Annotated in this window: 23 protein-coding genes; 17 read left to right on the forward strand and 6 right to left on the reverse strand. The window is 46.2% G+C overall.

Annotated elements, in window-relative coordinates:
* Window positions 1-78 precede the first annotated feature (78 nt).
* Window positions 79-1,293, reverse strand: a complete 1,215-nt coding sequence (locus CS562_RS25200) for a sugar efflux transporter (protein ID WP_099858529.1) — start codon at window positions 1,291-1,293, stop codon at window positions 79-81.
* A gap of 205 nt (window positions 1,294-1,498) precedes the next feature.
* The gene (locus tag CS562_RS25205) at window positions 1,499-2,875 is read right to left on the reverse strand and encodes an MFS transporter (protein WP_099858530.1); all 1,377 of its coding nucleotides are present in this window, start codon (window positions 2,873-2,875) and stop codon (window positions 1,499-1,501) included.
* Window positions 2,876-3,086: 211 nt separating this feature from the next.
* On the opposite strand from CS562_RS25205, the gene CS562_RS25210 reads away from it, so the two are divergent.
* The 6 genes from CS562_RS25210 to CS562_RS25235 all read left to right on the forward strand — a co-directional run bounded on the left by CS562_RS25210 (window position 3,087) and on the right by CS562_RS25235 (window position 7,217).
* Complete coding sequence (locus tag CS562_RS25210; RefSeq protein ID WP_053780179.1) at window positions 3,087-3,410, forward strand: ArsR/SmtB family transcription factor; 324 nt, start codon at window positions 3,087-3,089, stop codon at window positions 3,408-3,410.
* Window positions 3,411-3,551: 141 nt separating this feature from the next.
* Entirely contained in the window at window positions 3,552-3,740 is a 189-nt protein-coding gene (locus tag CS562_RS25215; RefSeq protein WP_076291183.1) for a hypothetical protein, read from the forward strand.
* Window positions 3,741-3,824: 84 nt separating this feature from the next.
* Window positions 3,825-4,745 carry a helix-turn-helix transcriptional regulator gene (locus CS562_RS25220; RefSeq protein WP_099858531.1) on the forward strand — a complete coding sequence of 307 codons (921 nt, stop codon included), beginning with the start codon at window positions 3,825-3,827 and terminating at the stop codon, window positions 4,743-4,745.
* A gap of 25 nt (window positions 4,746-4,770) precedes the next feature.
* Window positions 4,771-5,769: a C39 family peptidase gene (locus CS562_RS25225; RefSeq protein ID WP_257219601.1), complete on the forward strand. Its 999-nt coding sequence runs from the start codon at window positions 4,771-4,773 to the stop codon at window positions 5,767-5,769.
* Between the two features lie 19 nt (window positions 5,770-5,788).
* Complete coding sequence (locus CS562_RS25230; protein WP_099858533.1) at window positions 5,789-6,805, forward strand: hypothetical protein; 1,017 nt, start codon at window positions 5,789-5,791, stop codon at window positions 6,803-6,805.
* A 229-nt stretch (window positions 6,806-7,034) separates the two neighbouring features.
* Window positions 7,035-7,217, forward strand: coding sequence for an aspartyl-phosphate phosphatase Spo0E family protein (locus tag CS562_RS25235; protein WP_076291186.1), 183 nt, complete (start codon window positions 7,035-7,037; stop codon window positions 7,215-7,217).
* Between the two features lie 61 nt (window positions 7,218-7,278).
* On the opposite strand, the gene CS562_RS25240 is transcribed toward CS562_RS25235, so the two are convergent.
* Together CS562_RS25240 and CS562_RS25245 are read right to left on the reverse strand one after the other, a co-directional pair.
* Entirely contained in the window at window positions 7,279-8,157 is an 879-nt protein-coding gene (locus CS562_RS25240) for a carbohydrate ABC transporter permease (RefSeq protein ID WP_076291187.1), read from the reverse strand.
* 12 nt (window positions 8,158-8,169) lie between these two features.
* Window positions 8,170-9,129: an ABC transporter permease gene (locus CS562_RS25245; RefSeq protein WP_024631474.1), complete on the reverse strand. Its 960-nt coding sequence runs from the start codon at window positions 9,127-9,129 to the stop codon at window positions 8,170-8,172.
* Window positions 9,130-9,394: 265 nt separating this feature from the next.
* Between CS562_RS25245 and CS562_RS25250 the strand changes: the two genes are divergently transcribed.
* The 6 genes from CS562_RS25250 (at window position 9,395) to CS562_RS25275 (ending at window position 18,379) form a co-directional block, all read left to right on the forward strand.
* Window positions 9,395-11,155: a sensor histidine kinase gene (locus tag CS562_RS25250; RefSeq protein WP_076291188.1), complete on the forward strand. Its 1,761-nt coding sequence runs from the start codon at window positions 9,395-9,397 to the stop codon at window positions 11,153-11,155.
* A complete protein-coding gene (locus CS562_RS25255) occupies window positions 11,130-12,722 on the forward strand; it encodes a response regulator transcription factor (RefSeq protein ID WP_076291189.1) in 1,593 nt (530 codons plus the stop codon). The genes CS562_RS25250 and CS562_RS25255 overlap by 26 nt, the downstream gene beginning before the upstream one ends.
* A gap of 99 nt (window positions 12,723-12,821) precedes the next feature.
* A complete protein-coding gene (locus CS562_RS25260) occupies window positions 12,822-14,474 on the forward strand; it encodes an extracellular solute-binding protein (RefSeq protein WP_099858534.1) in 1,653 nt (550 codons plus the stop codon).
* Between the two features lie 303 nt (window positions 14,475-14,777).
* Window positions 14,778-16,466, forward strand: a complete 1,689-nt coding sequence (locus tag CS562_RS25265; RefSeq protein WP_099858535.1) for a DUF6138 family protein — start codon at window positions 14,778-14,780, stop codon at window positions 16,464-16,466.
* Window positions 16,467-16,534: 68 nt separating this feature from the next.
* Complete coding sequence (locus tag CS562_RS25270) at window positions 16,535-17,572, forward strand: hypothetical protein (RefSeq protein WP_099858536.1); 1,038 nt, start codon at window positions 16,535-16,537, stop codon at window positions 17,570-17,572.
* 105 nt (window positions 17,573-17,677) lie between these two features.
* Window positions 17,678-18,379 carry a hypothetical protein gene (locus CS562_RS25275; RefSeq protein WP_125477327.1) on the forward strand — a complete coding sequence of 234 codons (702 nt, stop codon included), beginning with the start codon at window positions 17,678-17,680 and terminating at the stop codon, window positions 18,377-18,379.
* 107 nt (window positions 18,380-18,486) lie between these two features.
* Here CS562_RS25275 and CS562_RS25280 read toward each other — a convergent pair whose 3' ends face one another.
* Window positions 18,487-19,590, reverse strand: coding sequence for a stalk domain-containing protein (locus CS562_RS25280; protein WP_099858538.1), 1,104 nt, complete (start codon window positions 19,588-19,590; stop codon window positions 18,487-18,489).
* A 415-nt stretch (window positions 19,591-20,005) separates the two neighbouring features.
* Entirely contained in the window at window positions 20,006-20,212 is a 207-nt protein-coding gene (locus tag CS562_RS25285) for a hypothetical protein (RefSeq protein ID WP_076291194.1), read from the reverse strand.
* Window positions 20,213-20,546: 334 nt separating this feature from the next.
* On the opposite strand from CS562_RS25285, the gene CS562_RS25290 reads away from it, so the two are divergent.
* The 5 genes from CS562_RS25290 (at window position 20,547) to CS562_RS25310 (ending at window position 25,488) form a co-directional block, all read left to right on the forward strand.
* A complete protein-coding gene (locus tag CS562_RS25290) occupies window positions 20,547-22,175 on the forward strand; it encodes a copper amine oxidase N-terminal domain-containing protein (RefSeq protein WP_099858594.1) in 1,629 nt (542 codons plus the stop codon).
* Window positions 22,176-22,485: 310 nt separating this feature from the next.
* Window positions 22,486-22,938, forward strand: a complete 453-nt coding sequence (locus CS562_RS25295) for a disulfide oxidoreductase (protein ID WP_099858539.1) — start codon at window positions 22,486-22,488, stop codon at window positions 22,936-22,938.
* Between the two features lie 17 nt (window positions 22,939-22,955).
* Window positions 22,956-23,402 (forward strand): FixH family protein, encoded by a 447-nt coding sequence (locus tag CS562_RS25300; protein WP_099858540.1) that lies wholly within the window; start codon window positions 22,956-22,958, stop codon window positions 23,400-23,402.
* A 172-nt stretch (window positions 23,403-23,574) separates the two neighbouring features.
* Complete coding sequence (locus CS562_RS25305) at window positions 23,575-25,056, forward strand: alpha/beta hydrolase family protein (protein WP_099858541.1); 1,482 nt, start codon at window positions 23,575-23,577, stop codon at window positions 25,054-25,056.
* 24 nt (window positions 25,057-25,080) lie between these two features.
* Window positions 25,081-25,488, forward strand: a complete 408-nt coding sequence (locus CS562_RS25310) for a MerR family transcriptional regulator (protein WP_099858542.1) — start codon at window positions 25,081-25,083, stop codon at window positions 25,486-25,488.

Here is a 25,488-nt window from a genome sequence, read left to right on the forward strand (position 1 = left end):
AGAGCGCTATAGCTGCGTCCTCATGGGGTTTTGTTTTGTTCAAGCTGTTACCTTCACTCAGGATTGCATGCGGATTGCTTAGAGTGAAAGTGTCTGACGTTTTTCTTTTGATAATTGTTGTGTGACAACAAGCATGCCTAACGAAAGCAGAACAAGGAGTAGACATACCCAATAGGAATTTCGATACCCCCACACTCCGGCTGTCCATCCCCCGACCAGACTACCAAATAATCTTCCCAACGTGGAAGCATTGGAATAGAGAGTTGATGCATAGCCGGGCATGGACGGAAGCAGATCCTGCATGTAACTGATCCCGATAGCAGAGATAACGGCGACAAAGAATGCGAGCAATAGTTGTCCGGCCAGCAAGTGCCACAGTTCCGTGGAGAACAAAACTATTACATAATAAGCGGCACCCATCAGGGAGCCCCATAACATGAGTGAGCGGTTGGGATATTTTGAGGCGAGCAGACCCAAACCTAGCATAATGGGAATTTCAAGCCCCGCGCATAAACTGGAGATCCAGCCAACTTCCCGGGTTCCCCCGCCCAGATGGTGAATAATGAACAGAGATGCATTCAGGTTATTCATCCAGTGTGCCATATACAGAAGTGTGGTAATGAGAAACGGCATGTAGATTCTTGCATCCTGATGCAATTTTATGTGTATGCCACCCGAAGATGCACAGATAGAAGGAGGCTCGGGAGCTTTTTTTAACAGAAAGAAAAATAATAACGCATTGATCAAAAAAATAAAACACGTTGAGCTGAAAATACCGATGTACCCAATATAGGCAATCAGTAAAGTTCCGAGTAAAGGTCCCGTAATAAACCCCAATGAAAACGCGGAGCGCAGGGTTGAATTGGCCACAGCATGATCGACGTCCGTTGCGGAATTAACCGCTTCTCTTGCAGCTGCGAACAATTGTGGCATAGCGGGAGATCCGAGTGCAGTCAGTACCGTCATATAGATGAATAATAAAGTGAAGTCGTGAATCCACAGATACCCGGCAAATGCAAGAGCATTGCAAATCATGGCAGACACCAGAATTTTTTTGCGAGCCCCTGGTTGATCCGATCGTCTGGCGATCCAGGAACTGAACAGCACACCGGCCATAAGTGTTACTGCAGTGAATAATCCGAATGTTGTGATGGATACTTCGAGGCGGGTTGTAAAGTAGACCGCAAGAAAGGGCGCGCTGATTGAAATAGCCATACCTTGCAACAACATACAAACGAGAAACAGCCGGTATGTAGGGATACGAAATAGTGAATTAAACTGTTGAAGCTTCATGTGCGAAAGACATCCCCTTGATTTTATCATTTTCAAAATATCTATACGATCTGTTTATAATATAAGAATAACAGAGATAAAGTAATACGTATTGATACCTTATAGTCTAATAACAAACAAAAAAGCCAGGGATCAGACTCTATCGGTCCAATCCTGGCTTTCTTATATGAAGAATCTATTATAAGTAAGAACCTATATAACCTGCTTAGTGTGAAGCGATGCTTTTCTTCCGTGACTGCATTCTCAGATACACCTGGGAGAAAACAATGGATGCCAGAGCAACCACAGTCATGCCCCAGAAAATATTAGTATAAGCCGATGATAGTGGCAATTGCTGCATGGCTGTCAATGCGACGCCAGTTACGGCAACACTGAATGCTCCACTGAAGAACTGGCTAAGCTGGAACAGTCCCATGCCTGCGCCTACCTGATCCATCGTCAGATTGCCCGACAACTCATTGGAGACACTCGTTGTCAGTGCAGAGAAGCCTACGCTAAGCAGAATGTATACGGCCATAATGGCATAGATGCTGTCGTCTGCAAAAAGAGCAAACAATCCGGCCGCAGCGAGCAGCAACCATGGTGCGAACTTGAGCAGTTGTGTATTGCCGTGTCGGTCAATCATGCGGCCAATCCGATTGGATAACAGCATAGATACGATTGCACCCGGGAAGATGACAAGCCCGGACTGGGCCGGAGTCAGGCCATACAGATGTGCCAAAATTTGCGGCAATAGGAACAGCGTCGAGAAGTTGTTAATATACGATACAATCCCCAGTGAGCTGAGCATCATATATTTTTTGTTTTTGAACAGAGCTGGTTGCACAAAGGGATCAGCCGCACGGCGAATTCGTAGCCAGAACAGGACGAGTGCAGCCGCACCAACAACGAGGGTTACCCATTCACGTGAAGTCAGGAATAGCAGGACGCCGGTTGTTCCGATTGCCAGTAACAGCGCGCCGAGCAAGTCGAATGAACCCTTTTGTGGCATCTCACTTGGAAGCAGTCTGAAAAATACAGGGATCAGAAACAAGGTTAGTCCGGTAACGATAAACAGATCATGCCATCCTAGGAACTGTGTAATACTGCCACCGATCACAGGCCCGAGTCCAAGACCCAGTGAGCTGGCCGACATGACAACAGCCATGGATTTCCCCCGGCGGTCACTTGGAATGTAACGAGTAATAAGAACGATAGCTAGCCCTGGTACAGAAGCTGCACCCGCAGCCTGAATCAGGCGCGCAATGAGCAGAAGGATAAAATGGTTACTGAAGAAACCAAGAACGGATGCCGCACCAAGCAGTGTAAGACCGGTCGTAAACAGGGTACGAATTGGCACAAAATCCGATAGACGTGAGAACGTGATCGAGGAAATAGCAAAAACGATGGAATAACCGGTGACAATCCAGGAAGAAGAGACGGATGAGAGCATAAATTCAGCTGCAATTTTGGGCAGGGCCAGATTGAACATCATCGTATTCATAACGACAAGCACAACCGTGAAGCCCAGCAGACTTACGATTAACCCTTCCTGTATTCCTGCTGTCCGTTCCCCAGATGATGCAGTTGCGGTGTTGTTCATAAAAACCTCCTAGATTGATGTGTATTTCGCAACATTTCAGAAACGGTGTGTAACATTTGCAAAATGTGGTATAGAGTGAATCCCATGCTTGGCAGCAGGGGATACATAAACGAAATATGTTTGTAAGTTCGATTGGTATCGAACATTAGAAATATATCATGGAATTATGCTAAAATACAATGGATAGTCTGAAAAAAAGGAGACTACAACGATGAAAATTTTGCACCATCCTCAAGTGGAGGATATTGAACTTTCTTCCGTATTGTACGCTTTAAGTGATCCCATCCGTCTTGGGATCGTAACAGAAGCAGCCAGAAATGGTGAACAGCCATGCAGTCATTTTCGTGCACCTGTTGTGAAATCCACGATGTCACACCATATTCGGACCCTGCGGGAAGCCGGAGTCATTCGAGTGAGAGTACAAGGTACACAGCATTTCCTGACACTAAGATCCGAAGATCTGGAAGTGCGTTTTCCTGGTCTGTTGCAGCCTTTGTTACAAGCGGCAGCTCAGTCCGAAATACATGATTCCTAGATAATGTCCTTTCTTCAAGTTGAAGAGGGGACATTTTTTTATGTTTGGTATATTCCATACTGCTGCGACATTCTATGTCGTACCACGTCCTCTATAATAACGGTGAACACACAAACCATATCGAAAAGAGGATCACAAACGTTGGCAAAAACAAAAAGAGGACGCGTCCTGTGGAATCTACCATCCCGAGGAAGAGGAACTTGCCCGGTGTGCAGCAGCACCCGGATTAAATTGTTGTATTCGCAAACGAAAACAGATGGTACGAGTTTGAAAGTATGCAAAAAATGTTCCAAAGCTGTGCAGTCCAGAGTGGATAAGGCAACCGTATAACATAACAGGCCTGTTCTTCGGAACGGGCCATGTCTTTTGGTATAATATAATTACGAAATACGGAATGAGCCAGGGGGCGGGGAAATGAGCAATATGCATCGTATTCACTGGTTTGATGAGCAGATTCGGAGTGGACGTTTTCCGAACAGCAGCTGGCTTGCACGTGAATTTGAAATATCCCGGCGCCAGGCCCAGCGTGATATTGAATATATGGCGATTTCTCTGCGTGCCCCTCTGGTGTATATAGCAAAATATCGGGGGTATTGTTACGAGGATCAGACCTACCGGTTGCCCCATTTATATATGACGGAAGAAGAACAGCGGGTGCTTAAGTATCTGGCGCATCGTTATCGGCATTACAGTTATGATCAGTCGGATGCGGTAAAGCGTGTGGCGCATTTACTGGAGCGTTTTACGCTCGAGGAACAGCAGACAGGAAGCAGTCAGCTTCCGGTGTTTAAAGCAGATCCGCAGCAGCTTCAGTTCTTTGAGATTTTGTCCCATGCGATTGCCGAATCCCGCAAAGTACATATCCATTACAGAGATCATGCCGGAGAACGGCAATTTACTTGGTGTCCATTGAAGATGCTGTCCCAGTTCAACGCCGATTACGTGGTTGGTTATGAAATGGACCCTTTACAGCAAACGGCCATCCGGTTAGAGGGCATGATTCATGTGCAGATGACGAACGAGACGTTTCAGTGTCAGACAGACGGGTTGCTGGGTGCATGGGAAGAGGCGCTGCCTGTCCGTAAACCGTTTGTCGCTGAGATAAGACTGAGAGAAGTGCAGCAAACAGAGCTGTGGCAAGGATATCGGATTCGGGAGAAGCAAGATCAGGTTCACTGGATTGAATTTTATGATACGGATGCTTTCCTACAGCATTTGTTCATTAGCGAGTGGGAGGAACTGTTGTCTCCAACGTGGCTTAGACGAAAGCTTCAGCAAAGTGCGGAAGGCATAATCGATAGGCTCGCCGTACAGCGCAAAGCCAACGTGAATTAGAACAACCATGGAGAGGGGATTTTTTTTGACTGAAGTTGCGTTAGACAACCTGATCATGAAGCGGGAGTCCAAATCGTATGTGGATAGCCTACACGCTGTATTGACCCATGCGGGTCTGTTTCAGGGTTCCAAGTATGTGCTCGCTGGATATACGGGTATGGCATTCAAACTTTCAGTGCATCGCAGACTACTGCCCATGTCGGTTACAGCCTATGGTCAATGGGGAGAATCTCATCGCCCTGGGATCGATAACTTGGGGATATTCACGATCTGGGATGGAGGACGGACACGTCATCCCACATTTGGGTATTACCAGCGGGATGCGGTAAATTGGGTGAAGCGCAGTCTGGATGAAGGCATCGGGGTGATCTACTGGATTCCGGAATTTGGTGTCATTCATGGGTATGATGACAGTGATCGCATCTTTTACGTGCAAGATGGCTGGGGCAAGGAACCACAGATTATGCTGTATGACAATTTCGGATTAAACTTCACCGGGTTTTGGTATTGTCAGGTCTTTGGTGACCAGGTACATATCCCTGAACAAGAGATGCTGTTGGAATCATTGAGATTGGCAATTGAGGATTGGGATATCCCTTATCGTCTACTGCCTGATCGGAATATCGTTTCGGGCAGAATGGCTTATGATGTGTGGGTGCAAGCCCTTCGGGGTGGAGATTACGATGCATCGGGTGCTGCGTATATTTTGGAATCCTATTGCCAGTCCCGAACTGAAATTCAGATGTATTTGCAGGATGTGCGGGGGATATGGCCCGAAATGGACCAAGCCTATGCATGTTATGAACAGCTTGGAGCATTGATTATACAGATGAAGGCATGCATGATTCAGGAACATAACAGAAGGATTATGCAGGCAGACGCCACAGAGAAGCTGGCACAGGTTTTATTGGAAGCGAAAGCATTGGAAGAGCAGGCTGTTGATTATTTTCGTTTGATCTCCTCGAAGTATCCTGATCGTAAACGCAACACTGTACCACGGTGGGGAGCACATTCAGCAAGGTAGGGGGAGGGAGGATAAGGTGATGAGGAGTAAAATACTGCCGGATTTGATTCGTTTTCCACAGACTCAGAATTTGGCAGATGAACAACGATCCTGGAGCGGTGCAGGCTCATACATGGATGCGATGTATCGCATTCTGATGCACAAGCAGTGGACGGATTTACCGCGTCACATGATTGCGGGTATGACCGCAAGTGTATTTCGATTAGTAGTGGATCGGCGTCTAACGACAGAATCGATCTCAGCATACAACTGGATGGCCGAGAACTTTGTAGCTTCTGATTTCATTGGCGTCACGACCGGACAACACGGGGGATTTTCGTTCGAGCCGACCTTTCCGCTCTATCAGAAGCAGGCCCTGCTGGATATCAAGGCTTCTATTGACCGGGGTGTGGGCGCTATTCTGTGGCATGATCAGTTTGTTATTTGTGCTGGATATGATGATGGTGAGCAGATGCTGTTCATTTGTGAGAGTCAAGAAAATGAAGTCATTTGTCTGCCCTATGATTCTTTTGGTCGGAACAGAACACCATACTGGTACTATCAGGTGCTTGAATCCCATACAACCGTAGACATATGGGAAGTGTGCAAGGAATCATTAATTCAGGCTGTGTACAAATGGGAGACCCATGATTACATGCTGCCACCCCAGGATTACGCCTGCGGAGCTGCTACATATGCAGCCATTGCTGATGTCCTACAATCTGGTGCATATGAAACGGATCAAGCTGCCATTGTTTTGCGCTATTATGCCCAATCGAGAAAGGATATGGCTTCCTATGTTGCAGAGCTTAAGCATTTGTCCAGTCAGATGAATCATGTGGTGCAGGCGTACGCGTTACTCGCAGACCTATATGCTCAGATGATGGAGAAGGTTGAGGATTCAACAGCTTGGGATGCGAAGGAACCAGGGCATGTGCTAAGGGTGATCCATCTGATTGAGCAAGCAGGGGAAACGGAACAGCGCGCGATCGATGCCATTAAACTGGCCTTCCCAGAGACGATTGGTAACCGTTTTGAGGATATTGGATTAAGATGAATGGGCAGCGCATGGGTACAAAAAATACCGGATAAGGCTGATAGGCCTATCCGGTATTTTTTGTGTTTTGCCACATCTTAGTCCATTACTCGTCCTTATTTCAACCTGGAAAAGAAAAAATAACCATAATTTCGATTTTGGGGTAATGTGCAGCTCCCTTTGTTCCGAATATTATAATAGATGGTCTTTTTTGGATGGAGGATATTGAAGGACAACAGGGGGCGGGAGTATGGTGCATAATCCGGAAACCATTCAGGAATGTATCGAAAAGGCACGACAGAGGCTCTACCAGATTGCAAACGCTCATAAAGAACTGTGGCATCCGGAGGTCATTCGTCAATCGATGGTTCTGGATGAACTCATTAATCAATATAACAATGCCATTCGCGGAAAATCATCCCGAAGTAAATAACAGCGCGTTATAAACCTCGGGATGAAATGATGCGAATGTATTCAGGTTCAGTATACGAACCCTATTCTTTAACAGCCCCAAGCACAATTCCTTTGACAAAGAAACGCTGCAAGAATGGATACACGAGCAGGATTGGCAGTGCCCCAATAAAGATCTGGGCTGCGTTAACGGTACGCTGCGACATGTTCTGAAGCTGCGTCGCATCAACATTCATATTGGAGAAATCCTGTTGCACGATAATGGTCTGCATTAACGTAGCGAGCGGATATTTGGCTGCGTCATTCATATAGATCAACCCGTCAAACCAGGAATTCCACTGCCCCACCATGGTGAATAGGGAGATCGTAGCAATGGCCGGCATGGATACAGGCAGATAGATGCGGAACAATGTGGTGATATGGTTGGCACCATCGATGAACGCCGCTTCTTCGAGCTCTTTGGGCACGTTACGGAAGAAGTTCATCATGAGAATCAGGTTCCAGACCGCCACAGCGCCCGGCAAAATCAGAGCCCATAGGGTGTTGATCAGTCCCAGCTTCTGAATCAGGATATAGGAAGGGATCAGACCGCCACTGAACAGCATCGTGAAGATGAAAAACCACGCATACAGCGAACGTCCCTTGAAATTCAGACTTTCTTTGGACAAAGGATATGCCGTCAGGATGACCAGTACCATACTAAGCAGCGTTCCGAACACGGTACGTTGCACTGAGATCCAGAGCGCGCTAAGAAAGTTACTGTTACCAAACGTTTTAGTATAGGCATCGACTGTAAAATCAATCGGCCAGAGCGTTACCAGATTGGCGGAAGCTGCCGCTTTACCGCTGAAGGAAACCGCCAGAATGTGGACAAGCGGCAGCACACACAGCAGCGAGACGGCCGCGATGAAGAACAGGTTGAAGCCGTTAAATATACGGTATCCGGTCGTTTTGTGATACACCTTAATTCCTCCTTAGAAAATGCGGTAATTAGCGATTTTGTAAGCCATCCGGTAGGCAGTAATAACGAGGAACATGGCAACAAAGGATTTAAACAAACCAACCGCAGTTGCAAAGCTCATTTTGCCATTCAAAATACCCATCCGGTAAACAAACGTGTCAATAATATCGCCTTTATCATATACAAGTGGATTGTACAGGTTGAAAATCTGGTCAAATCCAGCATTAAGAATATTCCCCAGTGATAGCGTTCCCACCACAATGATCATCGGCACGAGTGCAGGCAGCGTAATGTGTAGGGTCTGCTTAAGCCGTGTTGCCCCGTCAACTTCGGAAGCTTCGTATAGAGCAGGGTTAATGCCCGCAAGGGCTGCAAGAAAGACAATGGTACCAAATCCGAATTCCTTCCATACATCACTGATGACCACGGTTACACGGAACCAGTCGCCATCTCCCAAAAAGAAGATCGGTTCAATGCCAACGGCCGCCAGAACCTGGTTAATCAGTCCGCCTTCGGGGGAAAGCATGTCCAGCAGGATGCCGCCCAGTACAACCCAAGACAAGAAGTGGGGCAGGTATACCAACGTCTGTGAGAACCTTTTGAACGTGGAATTGCGTACTTCATTTAGCAAAATGGCAAACACAACCGGGGCCACGAGTCCGGCCACAATCTTCATCGCGGCAATCAGTACTGTGTTCCAGATGACTTGAACACTATCCGGATATTCGAACATGAATCGGAAGTTATCCCATCCTACCCATTTAGAGCCGGTGAACCCTAGCCATGGTTTGAAATCCTGAAACGCAATAATAATGCCGCCCATAGGCACATAGGCGAACAGCAATGTGAGCAGTACTGAAGGCAGCAGCATCAGATGCAGCGGCCAATTGCGTTTGAAATTCCAGCGGGTACGTTTGCGTGGATTGTGTGTTGCCTGCCGCACCGGCGTATTGGTCGTTAGTGGTTGTTCCATAGCCATCAGGTCCCTCCTTTATATCGTCCAGCCTCTGCATAATGAGGCCAGTCAGCCTCTGCAAATAGTGGAGCAACTGAATTATAACAATGGAAACGGGCGGGCTATAGAACAACATTTCAAGGCGGATGTTGATTTATTAACTTGTTAAAAACGTGTACCGAATAGTGACTCATTTGAAATTCAGTATAGATATGTAAGGGGTTTCAATATAAAATAGGACTTCGATGTGTATCTTTACTTTAATTCGGGACAGGGTGAAGCAATGAAATTTACAGTATTCTCAAAAACAGTTATGCTGCTGGTCTGCTTGCTGGTACCTATCTTGCTGCTCTATACCTACGCGAATCAGGCGAACGTGGACATGATCGTCGAGGAGAAGCAGCAGTCCAGTTTGAATCAGTTCAATTATTTTAGCTCTCAGGTGGATAAAAATATTGAACAGCTCTCACTTTACGGGCTGACTTTACTGCGTGATCCAAGCATTCTACACTATCGTTACATGACAGAATCGACAAGCCAATATGAGAAAAACAGCATCTATCTCGATATTCTCGACAAATTGTCACTATACCAGTCCACGAGCCGCTGGAAGAACGATATTACCATTGTGCTGCCTCAAGCAGAGCTGGTATTGTCCACCATGTCGAACCGGACGGTCTTTAATGAGAAGATGTTGAAGTTTCCACAGCCAGGCCGATGGCAGTTGAACGAAGGCAGCTTCACTTATTTCTTTACGGATAACTACGAGTGGAATGAAAAACCTGTGACCACGGATGTACGAACGGTGATGGAGATTGATTTTGACCCGATGAATATTGTTGCCATGCTGGATGATTTCAAGGAGGCACAGGGAGGAGATCCATTTCTACTCGTCCCGGGCAACGAGCCTCTATTAAATCGTAGTGCGGACCCTGAGCTCGTGGAAGCCGTGATGCGGGACATGCCATTAACCGAATTGGATAGTGAAGGCAACCATCAGCTTGAGGTGGGGGGCAAGAAGTACTTGGTCAGTTATGTGCTCTCCAAACAGCTGAACGGAATCTATGTTAACCCGGTTGTGCTGGATGATTTGCTTACGCCGATGGACAAGAGCCGAAATATGTTTATAACCTCAATTTTGCTGCTGCTCGTGCTCAGTATTGGCGCTGCCCTATTGTTATACCGAAAGGTACAGGTGCCGATACAACGGCTGATGAGAGGTTTGCAGCAGATTCGCAAAGGACAGCTGTCCACACGAATTCCGGTTGATCACTCTCGTGATGAATTCGCTTATTTGACGCAGAGCTTCAATCACATGGCTGAGCAGATTCAGGAGCTGATCGAAAAAGTATACGAGGAACGTATCCGTTCGCGGGAAGCGACGCTGAAGCATCTGCAATCACAGATCAATCCTCATTTCCTGTATAATTGTCTGTTTTATATTAAAAATATGACGCAGCTCGGCAACCGGGAAGCGGTTATTGCAATGTCGCTCAGCCTGGGAGATTACTATCGCTACATCACACGTGATGAGAACGATATGACGACCGTGGAAGAGGAAATCCGGTTGTTGGACAATTATTTGTCCATCCAACAGATGCGTACCAACCGTTTGTCGTATGAGATCGCCGTACCGCAAGAACTGATGCAGCAGCACATTCCAAGGCTGCTGATCCAGCCTATCGTGGAGAATGCAGTCATTCACGGCATTGAACCGATGGAGGGTAGCGGTCACATCGTAGTTACAGGCATGGCAGCACAAGAGCAAATCGATGGAAGGGAATACACACGATACAGTTTGTTTGTCGATAACGATGGTGTTACTTTGACGCCCGAAGAGATTGCTAGTCTTGAGCGGGAAATCAATGAACCGATGGGTGAAGAAATAGGCACGGGTACCTGGAACGTACACCAGCGGCTCGTTACACGATATGGTCATTCTTCAGGGCTTCATTTTGGAGCGATCCCTTATGGGGGTCTCAGTGTGGAAATACGATGGTTTGAGGAGGAATATCCTAATGATGAATCTAATGGTCGTGGATGATGAACATTCAGCGGTGGAATCGATTGCAGCCTCCATACCGTGGAGAGAGCATGGGATTGGGCACGTATATAAGGCGTACTCGGTGAAAGAGGCATTGCAGCAAATGGCGGCACATCAGGTCCATATTATCATCACTGATATTCGTATGCCGGGCTTATCCGGTCTGGATTTGGTGAGTCATATTCGTCAAAAGTGGGAGCGGACTAAATGTATCATTTTATCTGGACATGCATCCTTTGATTATGCGAAGCAGGCACTCCGTCATGGGACAGTGAGTTATCTGCTGAAGCCAGTGCGGGATGAGGAACTGATTGAAGCCGTGCAGCAGGCCTCCGTCCAGATTCGGCTGGAGGGAGAGAAACAGTTGATGCACCAGCGCGCCATGTATTCGGTGAGGGAACATTTACCGGAGAAGCGGGCGGGCTTAATGAAGGATGTACTGCTTGGACATAAATTTGCAGAGAGCGAACTTGTGGAAAAGTTGGAGCAATTGGAGATTGGGTTCCGTCCCCAGGATAAAATGCAGCTGCTGCTTATCCGTTATGATGACCCACAGCCAACGCACAAAGCATTCCGTTTGATGAAATACGCCATCTCCAACGTCGTGGAAGAAATCTTTGGCAGCAGCTATCATCTCTGCCATACAGACGATGCGTATGATGATCTCGTCTTCATGGCAAGTCCAAAACAAGCACAGTCTGAACCCGAACTGCTGATGGGGCGGCTCGGAGAACGGCTGCTTCACAGTGTGAAGCAGTATTTAAACGCAACGATTTCACTGTCAGTCAGCCGGATAGGCCGTTTTCCGGAACAGGTTCCCCAGCTTTACCATCAAGCTGTAAGTGCATTGCGCAAGCAGGCGGAAGCAGGCAAAGGTCTGCATCTCAATGCGGCTGCCGGCTCCCATGGAGCAACATTAAAATCACTTGCGGCGCTGTATGAGCCACCTGGACTGACCGCACTACTGGAAGCAGGACGGATGGAGGACGCTAATCGCAAGATTGATTCGATTTTCGCCGAGTTATCGGATAGTGTGTTCCCGGAGCATGTCTATGTTGCTTTTCACTATCTCGCAGCAGCTTTCTCGTACATGGCTCATCGGGAGGGTAGACAGTTGTCCGATGTTCTTGGTGAGCAGTATCAGCAACTGCTGAAGGACGGCTACGGCGTGTCACTTCGGAGTCTGGAAGCATGGACCCGGAGTGTGATGGAACAATGGGCTCTAAGCACAACCGATACAGGCCAGGAAAGTGGATCGAACATGATCAGACAGGTCCAGCAATGGATTGACAACCATCTGGGCGAAGATCTTTCCTTGCAGGTTATTGCAGGGGAGGTTCATCTGCATCCGGTGTATTTGTCCAAAATGTATAAACAATCAACGGGTGAAGGCATCAGTGACTACATTATCCGTTCCCGAATGGAACGTGCTGTTCACTTGTTGAAACACACGGCTATGAAGATTTATGAAGTCGGTCAGGAAGTGGGATATAACAATACTCCTTATTTCATTCAAGTATTCCGCAAACATTATGGCTTGACCCCGCAGGATTTTCGGAACGGTTAACAAATCAATATGAACATTGAAATTGTGATATATGTTTGCTTCCCCGGCTGCACTATCCTTTTCATGTAAGGGCATTCAAAGTGATTGAGGAGGGGTTTCATGTATAGAAAAATGATGACTGCATTGCTTGCACTGACGATGATTGCCGTAACGGCATGCAGTTCGGGGGCAAAGGAAGAACCATCCAAGGAAGCGGCTACGCCACTTGCGCTGCAAGACGGTAAGTATGAACCTGCGGTTCAGATGAGCTATTTGCGAGCCTGGAATGATGATACAAAGTTCAAGAACGGAGAGACTGCACAGAACAACGTGCACACCAAATGGGCCAAAGAGCGTCTGGGCATCGACCTGACTACACCTTGGGCTGTGTCCGTGACGAATGATGCTTTTTACACGAAGCTTCGTCTTTCCCTGTCGGCTAACGAAGAGCTGCCAGATATCGTCTCCATCCGTGGTGACTACAATCTGGTGCGTGAGTTGATTGAGTCCGGTAAATTCGCCGATGCAGGTGAACTGTTCGATAAGTATGCATCCGACACATGGAAAGGGGCTGCTGAATCCGCACCGGAAGAGTGGTACCCGTACATGTATGAAGGTAAACGGTATGGCGTCCCGATCTTTGACTATGCTTACAACGGAGACCCGGTAATGTTTATCCGTGAAGACTGGCTGAAGAAGCTTGGACTGGAAGAACCAAAAACGATTGATGAGCTCGTTACGGTGATGGATGCATTTACGAATCAGGATCCGGATGGAAACGGTAAAAAAGATACGTACGGTCTGACGGTCGGTATGAAAAATGCCCTCAATACCTGGATGACCGAATCCGGCTGGATCTTCGGAATGTATAACACGATGCCAGGACAGTGGAATCTGAATGCAGAAGGAACACTGGAATACGGCTCGGTTCAACCGGGTGTGAAAGAAGGACTTGCAACGATGAAAGACTGGTTGTCCAAAGGCTATCTGCCGAAGGAAGCCGGCGTATATGATGAGATTAAGGCAGCTGAACTGTTTACAGCAGGCAAAGCGGGAATCATTGTGGGACCACACTGGATGCCAAACTGGCCGATCGATGATGTGAAGAAAAATGTGGACGGTGCTACCTACAAAGCTATTGCCCTGCCAACCGGACCGACTGGCGAGAGCCATCACCACGGTTCAGGTGCTAGCAACGGGGTCGTGTTGATCAACAAGGATATGGAAAACCCAGAAATTTTCTTCACATATCAAAATTATTTGTTTGATAAATTCGCTAATCCAGAAGTGGGTGGGGAGTTCGAACATGGCTTTGCCCAAGGATATGACTTTGATATCGTAGATGGTAAAGTGCTTGGTGAAGCTGAAGTGAAAGATGGGGTATCCCCGCTCAAGTACACAATTACGTATGACGGTGCACGGATTCCAAACCTGATGATGGATACGTTGGCAGAACTCGCTACAGGTAAGGAAGCGGAAACACCTTTCGAGAAAAATACGAAAATTGCCAACAAACCTGAAGTGTTTGCTGCGGCTCAAGTCGTGGTAGCTCATAAGGATGATGCAATCAAGAACAAGTTCACGGGTGCACCTACGGATACGATGAAGATGAAGAAAGATGCGCTCGACAAGCTGGAGAAAGATACGTTCAGCAAAATCATTTATGGTCAAGTTGGCATCGATGAATTTGACGCATTCGTGACTAAATGGAAATCTATGGGCGGCGATCAAATCACAACGGAAGTCAATGAATGGTTCAAAACAGTTAATTAATACCGTGAATAATTCACAAAATGAATCATACTAAAGTAATACAAGAAGGAAGAAGTATTTCGTGAATACACCGGATTTGGGCGGAAAGTCGCCTGAATCCGGTGTTTTTGTTTTGTGTACGGATGCTTAGACATGTAAATAAGAAATTTATCTATTAATTTCTCTGCGTACAACCGTGCGTAAGACTTATTGTTTCGCATATGCGTGAGAGAGTAAGATAATAGGTAATATACGAACATCAATACGTATTTTTAGCATAGATGGTTTGAAGAATGATTTGATAAATGGAAAGGCGGTCGAAGCATGAGTACACTCTATGATCAGGCAATGGAAGAGATGATTGAGGTCATTGAAGAATGGTTTAGTGAACAGATGAAGCGGGATGACCTGGAAAAGGCTGTGAAGCGAACAACGCTGCAAATGGGGATCTTTAATGATATTTTGCTGGATTACAGACCTGGAAGGACCACGGTAGACAGTGTGGATCTTGGATTGGATGAGGGATTGAAATCGAAGAATCCCGGTCCCTTTACGGAAGAACAAGTGCGGAATGAGATCCAGCCCAGGCTTGTAGAAGTGATTCAAGAGAAATTGGACAAGCTGGCGGATACACCGTTGATCGACTATCGGTTTACCTTTCGCGGGAAATTCCCAACGATAGAAGGAAAGCTGCAAGTGAACATACTCGAATATATCAACGAAGAGAAAAGGCAGCAGTTGCTTGAGCGCATTCATACATATGTAGACCAGAAGCTGCTGAAAGGTTCATATCCAACAAAGCCGTTGGAATCCTTTTTTTTGACGCGTCACCTGCTTGATCCGAAATTGTTCCCTGAACTGGACGTAGCGTGGACTATAGCGCAATATGATCGCATACAGGAGTTAAATAAAGGGCGTCAGGAAGCTCTGGCGGAGCATCGCGGTGACATTATTCGTGCGATAACGTCTTGGGCGGAGAATCATTTTCTGCCACAGTACTTTGATGTACAGCCTTCTGCGTACAGCGCCAATGTATATACCCTTAAGCCAGGTGCTTCTTTGGAGGAGGAGGAGCCTCAGAGTGAGCATGGGCAGCATATGGCACAGCCTATCGATCTGCTGCTATATGCAGCCGTGATGATTCTTCGTTATGAGCCTAGTTACAGTAAACCGAAGGGGCTTACTTTTTTGGAACTGGCCAAACAATTGGGTAGTAACCGTGCAGCGCGAATGATGGTGGAAGGTAGCGGAGCCTATGCCAAGGAAGATATCCATTTGAAAAATGAGCAGGTGGAGTGCACCGCGAACGATGTGTTCTCGATCATTACTATCATCATTCGAAAGGAAGAAGCAGCTGCCTACGAACAGGCCATTGCTTTTATCACCCGTTTGCTGAAGCAGGGCTTCCCCAAAAGTTACAATATCAAGCTCAAATCCAGCGTGAAGCAATATCTGCCCGTTAAAGGCCTCGCGAAGTCGGATACGCACCGATTTTTTGCAAACGCGCTGGAGTACCCAGAGCTGCGTCCGCAGCTTGAAGAATATGCACGTGCAGCGATCGAAGAGTTCGAATTTTATGCGGATACAGAGGGTGAAAAGAACTGTATGCCAGGCAGTTATGCAACCTTCGGACTTGGATTGGCAGATGAGCGGTATTTCCCGTTGGTTGAATATTACATGGGTGAAGTGGATGATGAGCATCAGTTGGTACAGGATAAATTCACCGTTGCCTTTGCTGAGACACATGGTGTAACGGCCGGTTCCATACCTGCATTAGTTACCTGCCTGCGTCGTTCTACGGATTCCTTGAAGCTGAAGATCCAGCCTGAACTGGAGAATGAGGAGAAGCTTGAACTTCTGGTCCGATCGCTGCAAGGATTGGAAACTTATGAAGTGGAGCATGTGCTGTATCCGATCTGGGGCAAGGTGGAGAAACTTGCAACGCTGGCACGCAAGGCTGAGGGAAGACGGAAAGAATTGCTGTTAGAACTGTTAAAGGCCGCTGGGAAATAAGGAAAGGCCCATGACGGATTTTCAATGTTGATGTGATGTATAACGATACAATTAAGGTGGATGAGTATATGGGGCCATTGAATCGGGATGTATGGGAAGAACTGTCCGCTCAGGAAAAGGAGGAGCGGCTGCGTAATTTGGTCAGTCATTTTCCCCCAGGTATGAAATATGAAGGATTGGAGATATTTGAACGATTCGGTCAGCGAATCGAGACAGGTGTATTTTCGTATGATGCGCAGAAATTTGTGTTTGTGCCTGGTGATCAGGTGACACTTGGCTGGGATCGCTGGCAGGATGGAATGAATGAAGAGACTTCTGCGGATTTGCTGGAGACGGTTAGTGAATATGGTGTGGATGACGTGGATTCTTTTTTAAGTAGCCAGATGTCTCCGGTCAGGGAAGTGCACATTGCTCCCATGCTGGTGGAGTGCAGCAACCATTCCCTTGGTTGGATTGAAGTGACGGAAGCTGAAGCGATGGCGCAAGAGAGTGCCTATTTTGCAGAAGAGTTGGAGAAGTTTAAGTTGTCCGATCTGAACCAGTATGAGCTGCATCAAGAGTTCCGTCTGGTTCGTCAAGGTGAGGCAGTACAGATATTTTGGTTCAATGAAGATTTGACGTTGAATTATTTAATCAATGAAGAAGCAAAAGCGGGTTTTGGTTTGCTTACTGAAGATGAGTGGGAGTATCTGTATGGAGGGGGCTGCCGTACGTTATTTCCATGGGGAGACAGCTTCGACTACACGATGAAATTGAAGCATTTTGGAAGCCTCGAAGAGGTGGAGGGAATTGTGGATGAATCGGCAGAGCCTGACCCTTCTCTAGTAGTTGAGAATGACCGTCCGTATGATCTGGAGCTGCCCAACTTTTTTGGCGTCCAGTTTGCTGGAGATCCCTATAACTATGAGCTCACGCTTGATGCGTCTGGAAAATTGATGCCCAAAGGTGGCGACGGTGGCGCGATGATCTGTGGTGGCAATGGGCCATTGGTTGGGTTTCTACCCGCTGCAGCTGTATACTATCGTGATGGTAATGCAGGGGAGTTGGACTGGGAAGATATGATAGATTATATGAACTATCGGAGAGTGATTCGTTTACCGGATTGACGGCTGTGTTTACAGCAAGAAAATAAGTAGGGAAGGGGAACCAGAATGATAAAAGGACCGGGATTCAGCTGGATAAAACATTTGGGTTTCAATTGGCCCGAATAGATGGTACGCAAAAATCATTCCCCACAATCCCTAAACACAGATACGTCTGCTAGATACAAAGGAACATCCTATCGGCAGGATGCGTTTAATAAGTATTTGGTTTGTTATGCTGCGGAGGGCATTCGTTTCAGTGTAGGTACGCTGGTGTTCTTCTTTCTTAACGTATTTCTCCTTATTCCAATATTCAGTGTTCCGTTCCAATTCTTATATGCTTCTATTCTACTGCCAATTCTAGCAGTTATGAATGTATGGGCCATAGCTCTAATTATCGCGCCCCGTAGGCTGCAACTGAATTATGTCCTGTTTCGCGGAGTGTTTGGGGTCGTCTGTTCATTAGGCTTTATCATTATGGTTCAAAAGTTCGCCTATGGCATGTTGGGATTGACAACACCGTGGTATGCGATTGCTTCGTTTACTTTATATGGTTTGGCCTTATTTCAGTATTCCAAGTTTCATTTGCGCAAACTGCAACAGTCTACCCATGGGGAAAAAGCGCGTGTAAGCGCCCAAATGCCCCTCACTACGTTAGCCCTGCTGACCGGAGCAGGATATATACTGGCTAATATTTCTCTTGCTTTTGTCACGCAACAGACGGTTGTTGTTGTACTTATATGTGTGTATACTATGTTGGCGTTTGTTGTTTTTCATTTTATTATGGATTTGCATCGCTATTACTGGCTGCTGCACCATCGTCTTAAATAGGACAAAACACACATCGAATTTGTCCCCTTATCACTGGAGGATCAGAATGATGTGTGTTTGTTATGTTGTATGATTTTTAGTGTGAATTTTTGATTTTAGCTGCGAAATTATTTCACTTTGTGCACAGATACAGCCATTTGCTCCAGCTGTGTGTGAGTCAATGCATTATTTGCCGAGCTGAGAGTCACATAGCGATCATCCAGTTTGAATGTCAGCATGTTGGTTTGATCCGGTGTGTACCATTTGGCGGTAACGCCGTTTGGCAATTTAACATTTTTACCGTCATAGCTGAAGGAATAGTCTTTAGGCGACACAGTGACATTCATGTGATTGAAAACAAAGTTTACACCATCGCCGCCAGCAGCCACGCTTTTGAATGAATCTCCGGCAATCATGTGTTGTGGTGCGTATGCAGTCTCGAATCCTTGGAATTTGGCAAAGGCTTTGCGGATGGCAGCTGACTGCTCTTGGGTATATTTTACATCAGCGAAGCCCGTAACGCCCTGATCATTGCCTTGCACCTTTTGTACAGATACAGCCACTTGCTGCAACTGAGCCTGAGATAGCTTATGGTCAGGTGAGCTTATTGTGACATACCGATCATCCAGTTTGAACGTGAGCATACCCGTTTGATCGGGTGTATACCATTTGGCTGTGACACCATTGGACAGTTTTACGTCTTTGCCATTGTAACCGTCCGAATAGTCTCTTGGAGACACATCCACTTTCATATGATTAAAAGTAAAGCTTACTCCATCTCCGCCAGCGCCTACATTTTTAAACGTATCACCTGCAATCATCTGTTGAGGAGCGTATGCTGTCTCGAAGCCGTCGAACTGTGCAAATGCCTTTTGAATGGCTTCTTTTTGCGCTGCGCTATAGGTTACATTGCTCAATGTAGAAGGATTGCTTGGAGCTTCGCCGATGATCACCTGTCCTTTTTTACCGTCATACGATACAGGTACATGCAGCGCATCAGCAATGGCACGTACAGGCAGATAAGTTGAATTGTTGTAAGTGATTGGAGCGAGTTTCTTGCCATTGCCATCCGTTGGTGAGTACGCCGCACCGTCTACATTGAAACTGATCCCATGATTGAGATATGCTGAGATTTTCTCCAGTTGAGTACCTGCGAATACGCCCGTTGCTCCTGTTAATGTCATGCCCAGTACCATCATCGTTGCTGCGGATTTCTTCAAGTTTTTCTTCATGTGTATAACTCTCCTTTTAATTGTGTTATTTATAATGGCTTGCTGTCCTTATGGCTTTATATTACCCGCTGAACATATCCAGAATAATTCTGAATTATCTCCAACTTGTAAACATGTGTAAGGATCTAGGCATTTGGAATTTGTTATTTAGGAGAGCATTCACATTATAGATGTTGGAGAAGCAAGGAGAGAGAAGTGGGAGAGATAGTAGATGACTCTGAGCAGGGATATACACACGAAGATAATTCTTTCAGCAGGAAAAGTCTTTACGAACAATTACATACGTGGGTGGTACGTGGACTCTTGGCCATCATATGAGTGAGGGGAATGGTTCGCCAAACCATCCCATATGTACAACGTAACCTTGAATTAATCAAAAAGTTCAAAAATGTACTTTGCTGAGAGTATGCACTATTCAGTTCACTAAATACAGGATGAAACCGCCTATGCCGAGAACGATGGCACCAACGTATACATAGGTAAGTTTGCTCAGATTTTGCTTGGTCCTGCGATCATACTCGGGATTGCTGGTCTGATTCGCTTTTGAATTCCCGATGATCATGGTAGCAATTCCACCGAACAGGGCAATTCCAACAATTAAAATATAGGGCAGCAATGTCATGCGATGACCTCCTTCATTGAAATCAATCGTTCTTTTCATTGTACTTCAAGTTTACCTTGGATGTAAGCTTTTATTGATAAATTAAGGAAAATAAAGTCCTTCACTTACAGTAATTATGCAGTGCTGAAAGGAGTGGTTCACTATAATTTTAAAATTTTAAATTTGAGATAAACCTTGTTGTGGCGCGTATTTGCGGCTTTCCTGGACGGAGGCTGCAATTTTTTTGCCCAGAGAGGTGATCCAGATTGAAGAACCTTGCGTTACACCCTATGAAGACGACGACGAGGAAACAAAGGATAAACAAAACTAACCGAGGAGTGACCACGTAATGAAAATGAAAATGAAGAAATTTATCGCACCCATGCTGAGCTTGACGTTATTGATGCCGGGAATCGCAGGGGCTGCAGCAGCACCACAGACACCAATGACTACAATGAAGGCAAGTGTGAATACACCTGCTGCTGACCTGAGAGCGAGCCTGGATCACCTATTATCCGAACACTTTGCACTCGCAGTAACCGCAATGGCGAAGGCATATGACGGAGCAAAAGATGCAGACGCAGCTTATAAAGCACTCGACCAAAATGCATTGGATATGCAGCCGGCAATCGCTTCCCTTTACGGTGATGCAGGAGCCAAAGAATTCGAACGGATCTTCCGCGCGCATAACAAATATACAGATGATCTTGTGAAAGCAACTAAGATGAGTAACCAGGCTGGAATCAAACAGGCACAGAATAATATCAACGGTTTTGTAGAAGAATTCTCTACATTCCTGAGCACAGCAACGGAAGGCAAATTGCCAAAAGCGGCAGCTAAAAATGCTTTGAAAGTACATGAAGATCTCGTGCAAAAAGTATTTGATGAATATGTCGCTGGTGACTACACCGATGCATACAAAGCTTACCGTGAAGGTTTCAAAGAAATGTTCGATGTGAGTAAAGCACTTTCCACTGCAATCACAACACAAATGCCTGAGAAATTCGAGAACAGCAAAGCGGATACACCAGCAGCTGATCTGAGATCTGCACTGAACCACTTGGCTTCCGAGCACTTCGCATTGTCGGCTCTGCAAATGCAAGAGCAATATGATGGCCGCACAGCAGCATCCAATGCACTGGTTACAGCTGAAGCTGGAAACACAGCGGATTTCAAAGCAGCGATCGCTTCCATATACGGTAATGACGGTGCCAATGCGTTCGAGAAAATTTGGGTAACCAACCACGTGAATGCACAAAGCGACTATGTAACAGCCGTTAAAAACAATGATGCAACGGCTCGTGCAGCTGTCGAGAAACGTATTGACGTATTCACGACGGAGTTCGCGACATTCCTGGATTCCGCTACAGCGGGCAACCTGCCAAAAGCTGCCGGACAACAAGCATTGACTACACATGAGAAGCAAGTACAACAAGTATTGGATCAGTACGCTGCGGCTAACTACGAAGGTTCGTATACGACTAACCGTGAAGGGTTCAAAGTAATGTTTGGTGTAGGTCAAGCCCTTGGTAATGCAATTGTGACGCAATTCAATGATAAATTCCAAGAGCAACCCACTACACCAACAATGCCTGAAACAGATACAACTACCGTATGGATGCAGCTGAACAGCAAAACGCTGAAAATCAATAACAAGACAACCAACATGGACACCACGCCAATGCTCTGGAAAAACACAACCTACATTCCACTGCGCTTCTTGAGTGAAGGAATTGGTGCAACCGTGAAATGGGATAAAAAAGCACAACAAGTAACCGTTATGGCTGGTAATGATACATTGAAGTTCTGGGTGAACAACAACGTTATGGAAGTGAACGGTATGAAGAAAAATGTGGGTGCAACGGTCTTTGTTAACAAAGACGGACGTACACAAGTGCCACTGCGTTTCATCGCTGAGCTTCTTGGCTGGGATGTAAAATGGGCGCAAAAAGATGGCTCGATCACACTGACTAAATCCATGTAATTACTATTTATAAAAGAAGAACGAAAAAAGCTGCCCCATACGGCAGCTTTTTTCTATTGTCGGTTCAGTGCCTTTACCTTCATCATACTTGGTGAACCTGCAATCCAATCTGTATCACATGGACGCAAAAAGGCCACATCAAAATATTCAAATATTTGGTATAATCAAGACAGTCAGAAACCTCGCCGCAACGTGTTATTGATCATGGTTCGGTGGTGTACTGTACATAATCGTAATCACTAGCCCGTTGGAGTCATGTATGTTGTATTATTATTCGGTATGATCAAACAAGAAAAGGGGGTTCAAGCGGATGGACACAGCTTCAAAGCCTGAGCGACGGGCAAAACATATTGATACCCGTCTGTTTATTGCCTGGGCCGTATCAGTCATTGCGACTGGAGGCAGCCTTTATTTTAGTGAGATTAAGGGATACATACCCTGCGATCTATGCTGGTTCCAACGGATCTTCATGTATCCGTTAACGATTTTACTTGGCATAGCCTACTTTAAGGATGATGTGGGAATCACCAAGTATGTTCTTCCGCTGAGTTTTATTGGAGGCGGAATCTCGTTATACCATGTAACGATTCAGCGTATTTACTCGGCTACGGGCAGTTCAGTGGCATGCGGCCAAATTCCGTGTTATACCGATTACTTGAACTGGTTTGGTTTTATCACAATTCCGTTACTTGCACTGATCGCATTTATCATCATTATTGTTATGCTGTGGGGAATTGGCAAAACAGCAAAATCTTCTTCATAAGAAAGGACAGATGATTGATGAGCGGACAAGTCCGTTGGTTCATGCCCTTCATCATTCTGATCCTCCTGACTGTGGGTTGTTCGGAACAGAAGCAGTCCCAGTCAGGTGAGATGCCGGAGATGATCAAGGTGAAGCTCATGGTACCGGACAAGGTGTCCATTAAGGAAAATGTTTCCTTGCAGATCCAGCTTACACAAGGGGGGCAGCCTGTGAATGATGCGGACCATGTGCAGTTTCAGATCTGGAATGAACAGGATGAACCCGAGGCACCATCTCTGGAACAAGGCATGATGAGTGCAGAAGAGCTTGAAGCCAAGGGAGCCATCACCGCGAAATCAGCAGGTGAAGGATTATATGAAGCAAGCTACGCGTTTGAGCAATCCGGAGTCTATATCGTTCAGGTCCATGTCACTGCTGGTGCAATGCACACCATGCCCCGAACGAAGGTAACTGTGGAAGAATAAATCGATAAATACAGCCCGATAATGTTTACGTACAAGCCACTTCCGGCTGCGTCGTTTATCGGGTTTTTGTATGTGTAATTCGTAATTATAAATTTCTCATTTTTATACCTTGACCTTGAAGTATACTTCAAGGTTTATCCTTGATGTATTACAACATGTTGGAGGTAAGTCGATGAGAATTTTGGAATGGATATTGGTCATTGTGACGGTTATTAGCGCAGCTGTCATGTTGATGGCTCCCAAACGTCAGGCAGTGAAAGTGGGTACGTTGTCAGCACTGGCACTGGTTATTCTATTGCATGGGGTAGTCGATCATTTTCGTGTGCAGCTGCTGCCCACCTATATCGTAGCCCTTGTTTTACTGATTGTATTGGCGATTCAACTACGGAAGTCGGGACGCCGTATGCAGAACACACAAAAATCGAAACGTCGTTTGTGGTTCAAAACCATCTTGGCATCGATTCTAGTGCTGGCTCTCAGTGCAGGTTCAATTGTGCTGACGTCGCTTTTCCCTGCATTCACGATGCCTGAACCGACAGGTTCATTCGCCATAGGTACCTATTCGCAGCAGTTAACGGATGAATCTCGGGAAGAGACCAAGACGGCTGAAGCGGGTGATAAGCGAGAACTTATGATTAATGTCTGGTATCCTGTAGATCAGGAAACAGCCAAAGGATTACCGCTAGAACATTATCCTGCCGAGTTGGGAGAGGCGATCAGTCTCGTATTTGGAATTCCACCGATGGTGTTCAGTTATCTCGATACAATTCCCACGCATGTGGTTAAAGGCGCTGAGGTGTCTGCCGCACAGAGCAATTATCCAGTATTGCTGTTTTCACCTGGAATACGCTCTGCACGCTTTCAAAGTATGACCGCGATTGAAGAGCTGGTCAGCCACGGCTACATTGTTGTTGGGATTGACCATCCGTATACCTCTGCTCAAGTGACATTCCCGGATGGACATGTTGCTTCTTATGAGCCGGATCCTGACGATCTAACGTCAGAGGAAGTGTATCAACATAATATAGAAGGTGTTGGCATTCGTGCAGCTGACGCAAGCTTTGTACTGGATACGCTCACCCAGTGGAATAAACATGATCCGAATCAACTGCTCGAAGGCAAGCTTGATCTGGATCATGTGGGTATCTTTGGACACTCCTATGGTGGTGCGACAACAGCGGAAGCACTGGCCCAGGATAGCCGTTTCAAAGCAGGACTCAGTTTGGAAGGCGGATTCTGGGGAACTGTATCCACGACAGCCTTGCAACAGCCGTTTATGTATATCATGTCAGGTGGAACAGCCAAAAGTTTTGACCCGAACGCCACTGCCAAGGATAAAGTGTTTTATCCCGAGTTTGAAACGGATTTGGATCAGGTGATGACAAGCAGTCTCAATGACACGTATTACTTGACCGTGGATCATTTCTTCCATCAGAGTTTCACGGATATTCCGTTAATTTCACCTATCATGTTTGCCAAAGGCATAACACCAGAGCATAATGTGGACATTACAAGATCATATACATTGGCCTTCTTTGACCGTTATTTGAAGGGAGAAGGGCAGCAGCCTTTGCTGGAAGGGCCGTCAGAACGTTTTCCCGAGGCGACTTATGATACCAAGTATACCAAGCTGCGGAACTATCAGGCCGAATAACGTGGAGATGGATGGAGGAGTAGCATGAAAACCATGACAAGAGGAGAGTTAGCCAAACGTACGGGTGTGAGCATGGCAACGCTCCGGTATTACGAGGACAGTGGAATTCTGCCTGCTCCCCGTCGTTCGTCCAACGGATATCGTGTGTATACCGAGGATTATCTGGTTAAGGTCAAATTCATTAAGGATGCTCAATCACTGGGTTATTCCTTAAAGGAAATACATGATACGTTGCAACTGCTCAGCCAGGAGGACATGGAGAGTGAAGCACTAAAAACACTTGTACGTGATCGAATTGAAGAGATTCAGCTGCATATCGATAACCTGCAGCGGATGCAGACACTTCTTGCCGGGTTGCTTCTGACGCCAGAGCATGATATTCACAATTACATTGAATCTTTCCGAATCAACAAGGAAGATGGAAATTCATAA

The organism is Paenibacillus sp. LK1 (assembly GCF_002750415.1).
Lineage (GTDB): Bacteria > Bacillota > Bacilli > Paenibacillales > Paenibacillaceae > Paenibacillus > Paenibacillus taichungensis.

Excerpts from the sequence above, each read along its gene's own strand:
- CS562_RS25200 (WP_099858529.1), bottom strand. The coding sequence starts at position 1,293 with ATGAAGCTTCAACAGTTTAATTCACTATTTCGTATCCCTACATACCGG.
- CS562_RS25205 (WP_099858530.1), bottom strand. The coding sequence starts at position 2,875 with ATGAACAACACCGCAACTGCATCATCTGGGGAACGGACAGCAGGAATA.
- CS562_RS25210 (WP_053780179.1), top strand. The coding sequence starts at position 3,087 with ATGAAAATTTTGCACCATCCTCAAGTGGAGGATATTGAACTTTCTTCC.
- CS562_RS25220 (WP_099858531.1), top strand. The coding sequence starts at position 3,825 with ATGAGCAATATGCATCGTATTCACTGGTTTGATGAGCAGATTCGGAGT.
- CS562_RS25230 (WP_099858533.1), top strand. The coding sequence starts at position 5,789 with ATGAGGAGTAAAATACTGCCGGATTTGATTCGTTTTCCACAGACTCAG.
- CS562_RS25235 (WP_076291186.1), top strand. The coding sequence starts at position 7,035 with ATGGTGCATAATCCGGAAACCATTCAGGAATGTATCGAAAAGGCACGA.
- CS562_RS25245 (WP_024631474.1), bottom strand. The coding sequence starts at position 9,129 with ATGGAACAACCACTAACGACCAATACGCCGGTGCGGCAGGCAACACAC.
- CS562_RS25250 (WP_076291188.1), top strand. The coding sequence starts at position 9,395 with ATGAAATTTACAGTATTCTCAAAAACAGTTATGCTGCTGGTCTGCTTG.
- CS562_RS25255 (WP_076291189.1), top strand. The coding sequence starts at position 11,130 with ATGATGAATCTAATGGTCGTGGATGATGAACATTCAGCGGTGGAATCG.
- CS562_RS25260 (WP_099858534.1), top strand. The coding sequence starts at position 12,822 with ATGTATAGAAAAATGATGACTGCATTGCTTGCACTGACGATGATTGCC.
- CS562_RS25265 (WP_099858535.1), top strand. The coding sequence starts at position 14,778 with ATGAGTACACTCTATGATCAGGCAATGGAAGAGATGATTGAGGTCATT.
- CS562_RS25270 (WP_099858536.1), top strand. The coding sequence starts at position 16,535 with ATGGGGCCATTGAATCGGGATGTATGGGAAGAACTGTCCGCTCAGGAA.
- CS562_RS25275 (WP_125477327.1), top strand. The coding sequence starts at position 17,678 with ATGGTACGCAAAAATCATTCCCCACAATCCCTAAACACAGATACGTCT.
- CS562_RS25280 (WP_099858538.1), bottom strand. The coding sequence starts at position 19,590 with ATGAAGAAAAACTTGAAGAAATCCGCAGCAACGATGATGGTACTGGGC.
- CS562_RS25285 (WP_076291194.1), bottom strand. The coding sequence starts at position 20,212 with ATGACATTGCTGCCCTATATTTTAATTGTTGGAATTGCCCTGTTCGGT.
- CS562_RS25290 (WP_099858594.1), top strand. The coding sequence starts at position 20,547 with ATGAAAATGAAGAAATTTATCGCACCCATGCTGAGCTTGACGTTATTG.
- CS562_RS25295 (WP_099858539.1), top strand. The coding sequence starts at position 22,486 with ATGGACACAGCTTCAAAGCCTGAGCGACGGGCAAAACATATTGATACC.
- CS562_RS25300 (WP_099858540.1), top strand. The coding sequence starts at position 22,956 with ATGAGCGGACAAGTCCGTTGGTTCATGCCCTTCATCATTCTGATCCTC.
- CS562_RS25305 (WP_099858541.1), top strand. The coding sequence starts at position 23,575 with ATGAGAATTTTGGAATGGATATTGGTCATTGTGACGGTTATTAGCGCA.
- CS562_RS25310 (WP_099858542.1), top strand. The coding sequence starts at position 25,081 with ATGAAAACCATGACAAGAGGAGAGTTAGCCAAACGTACGGGTGTGAGC.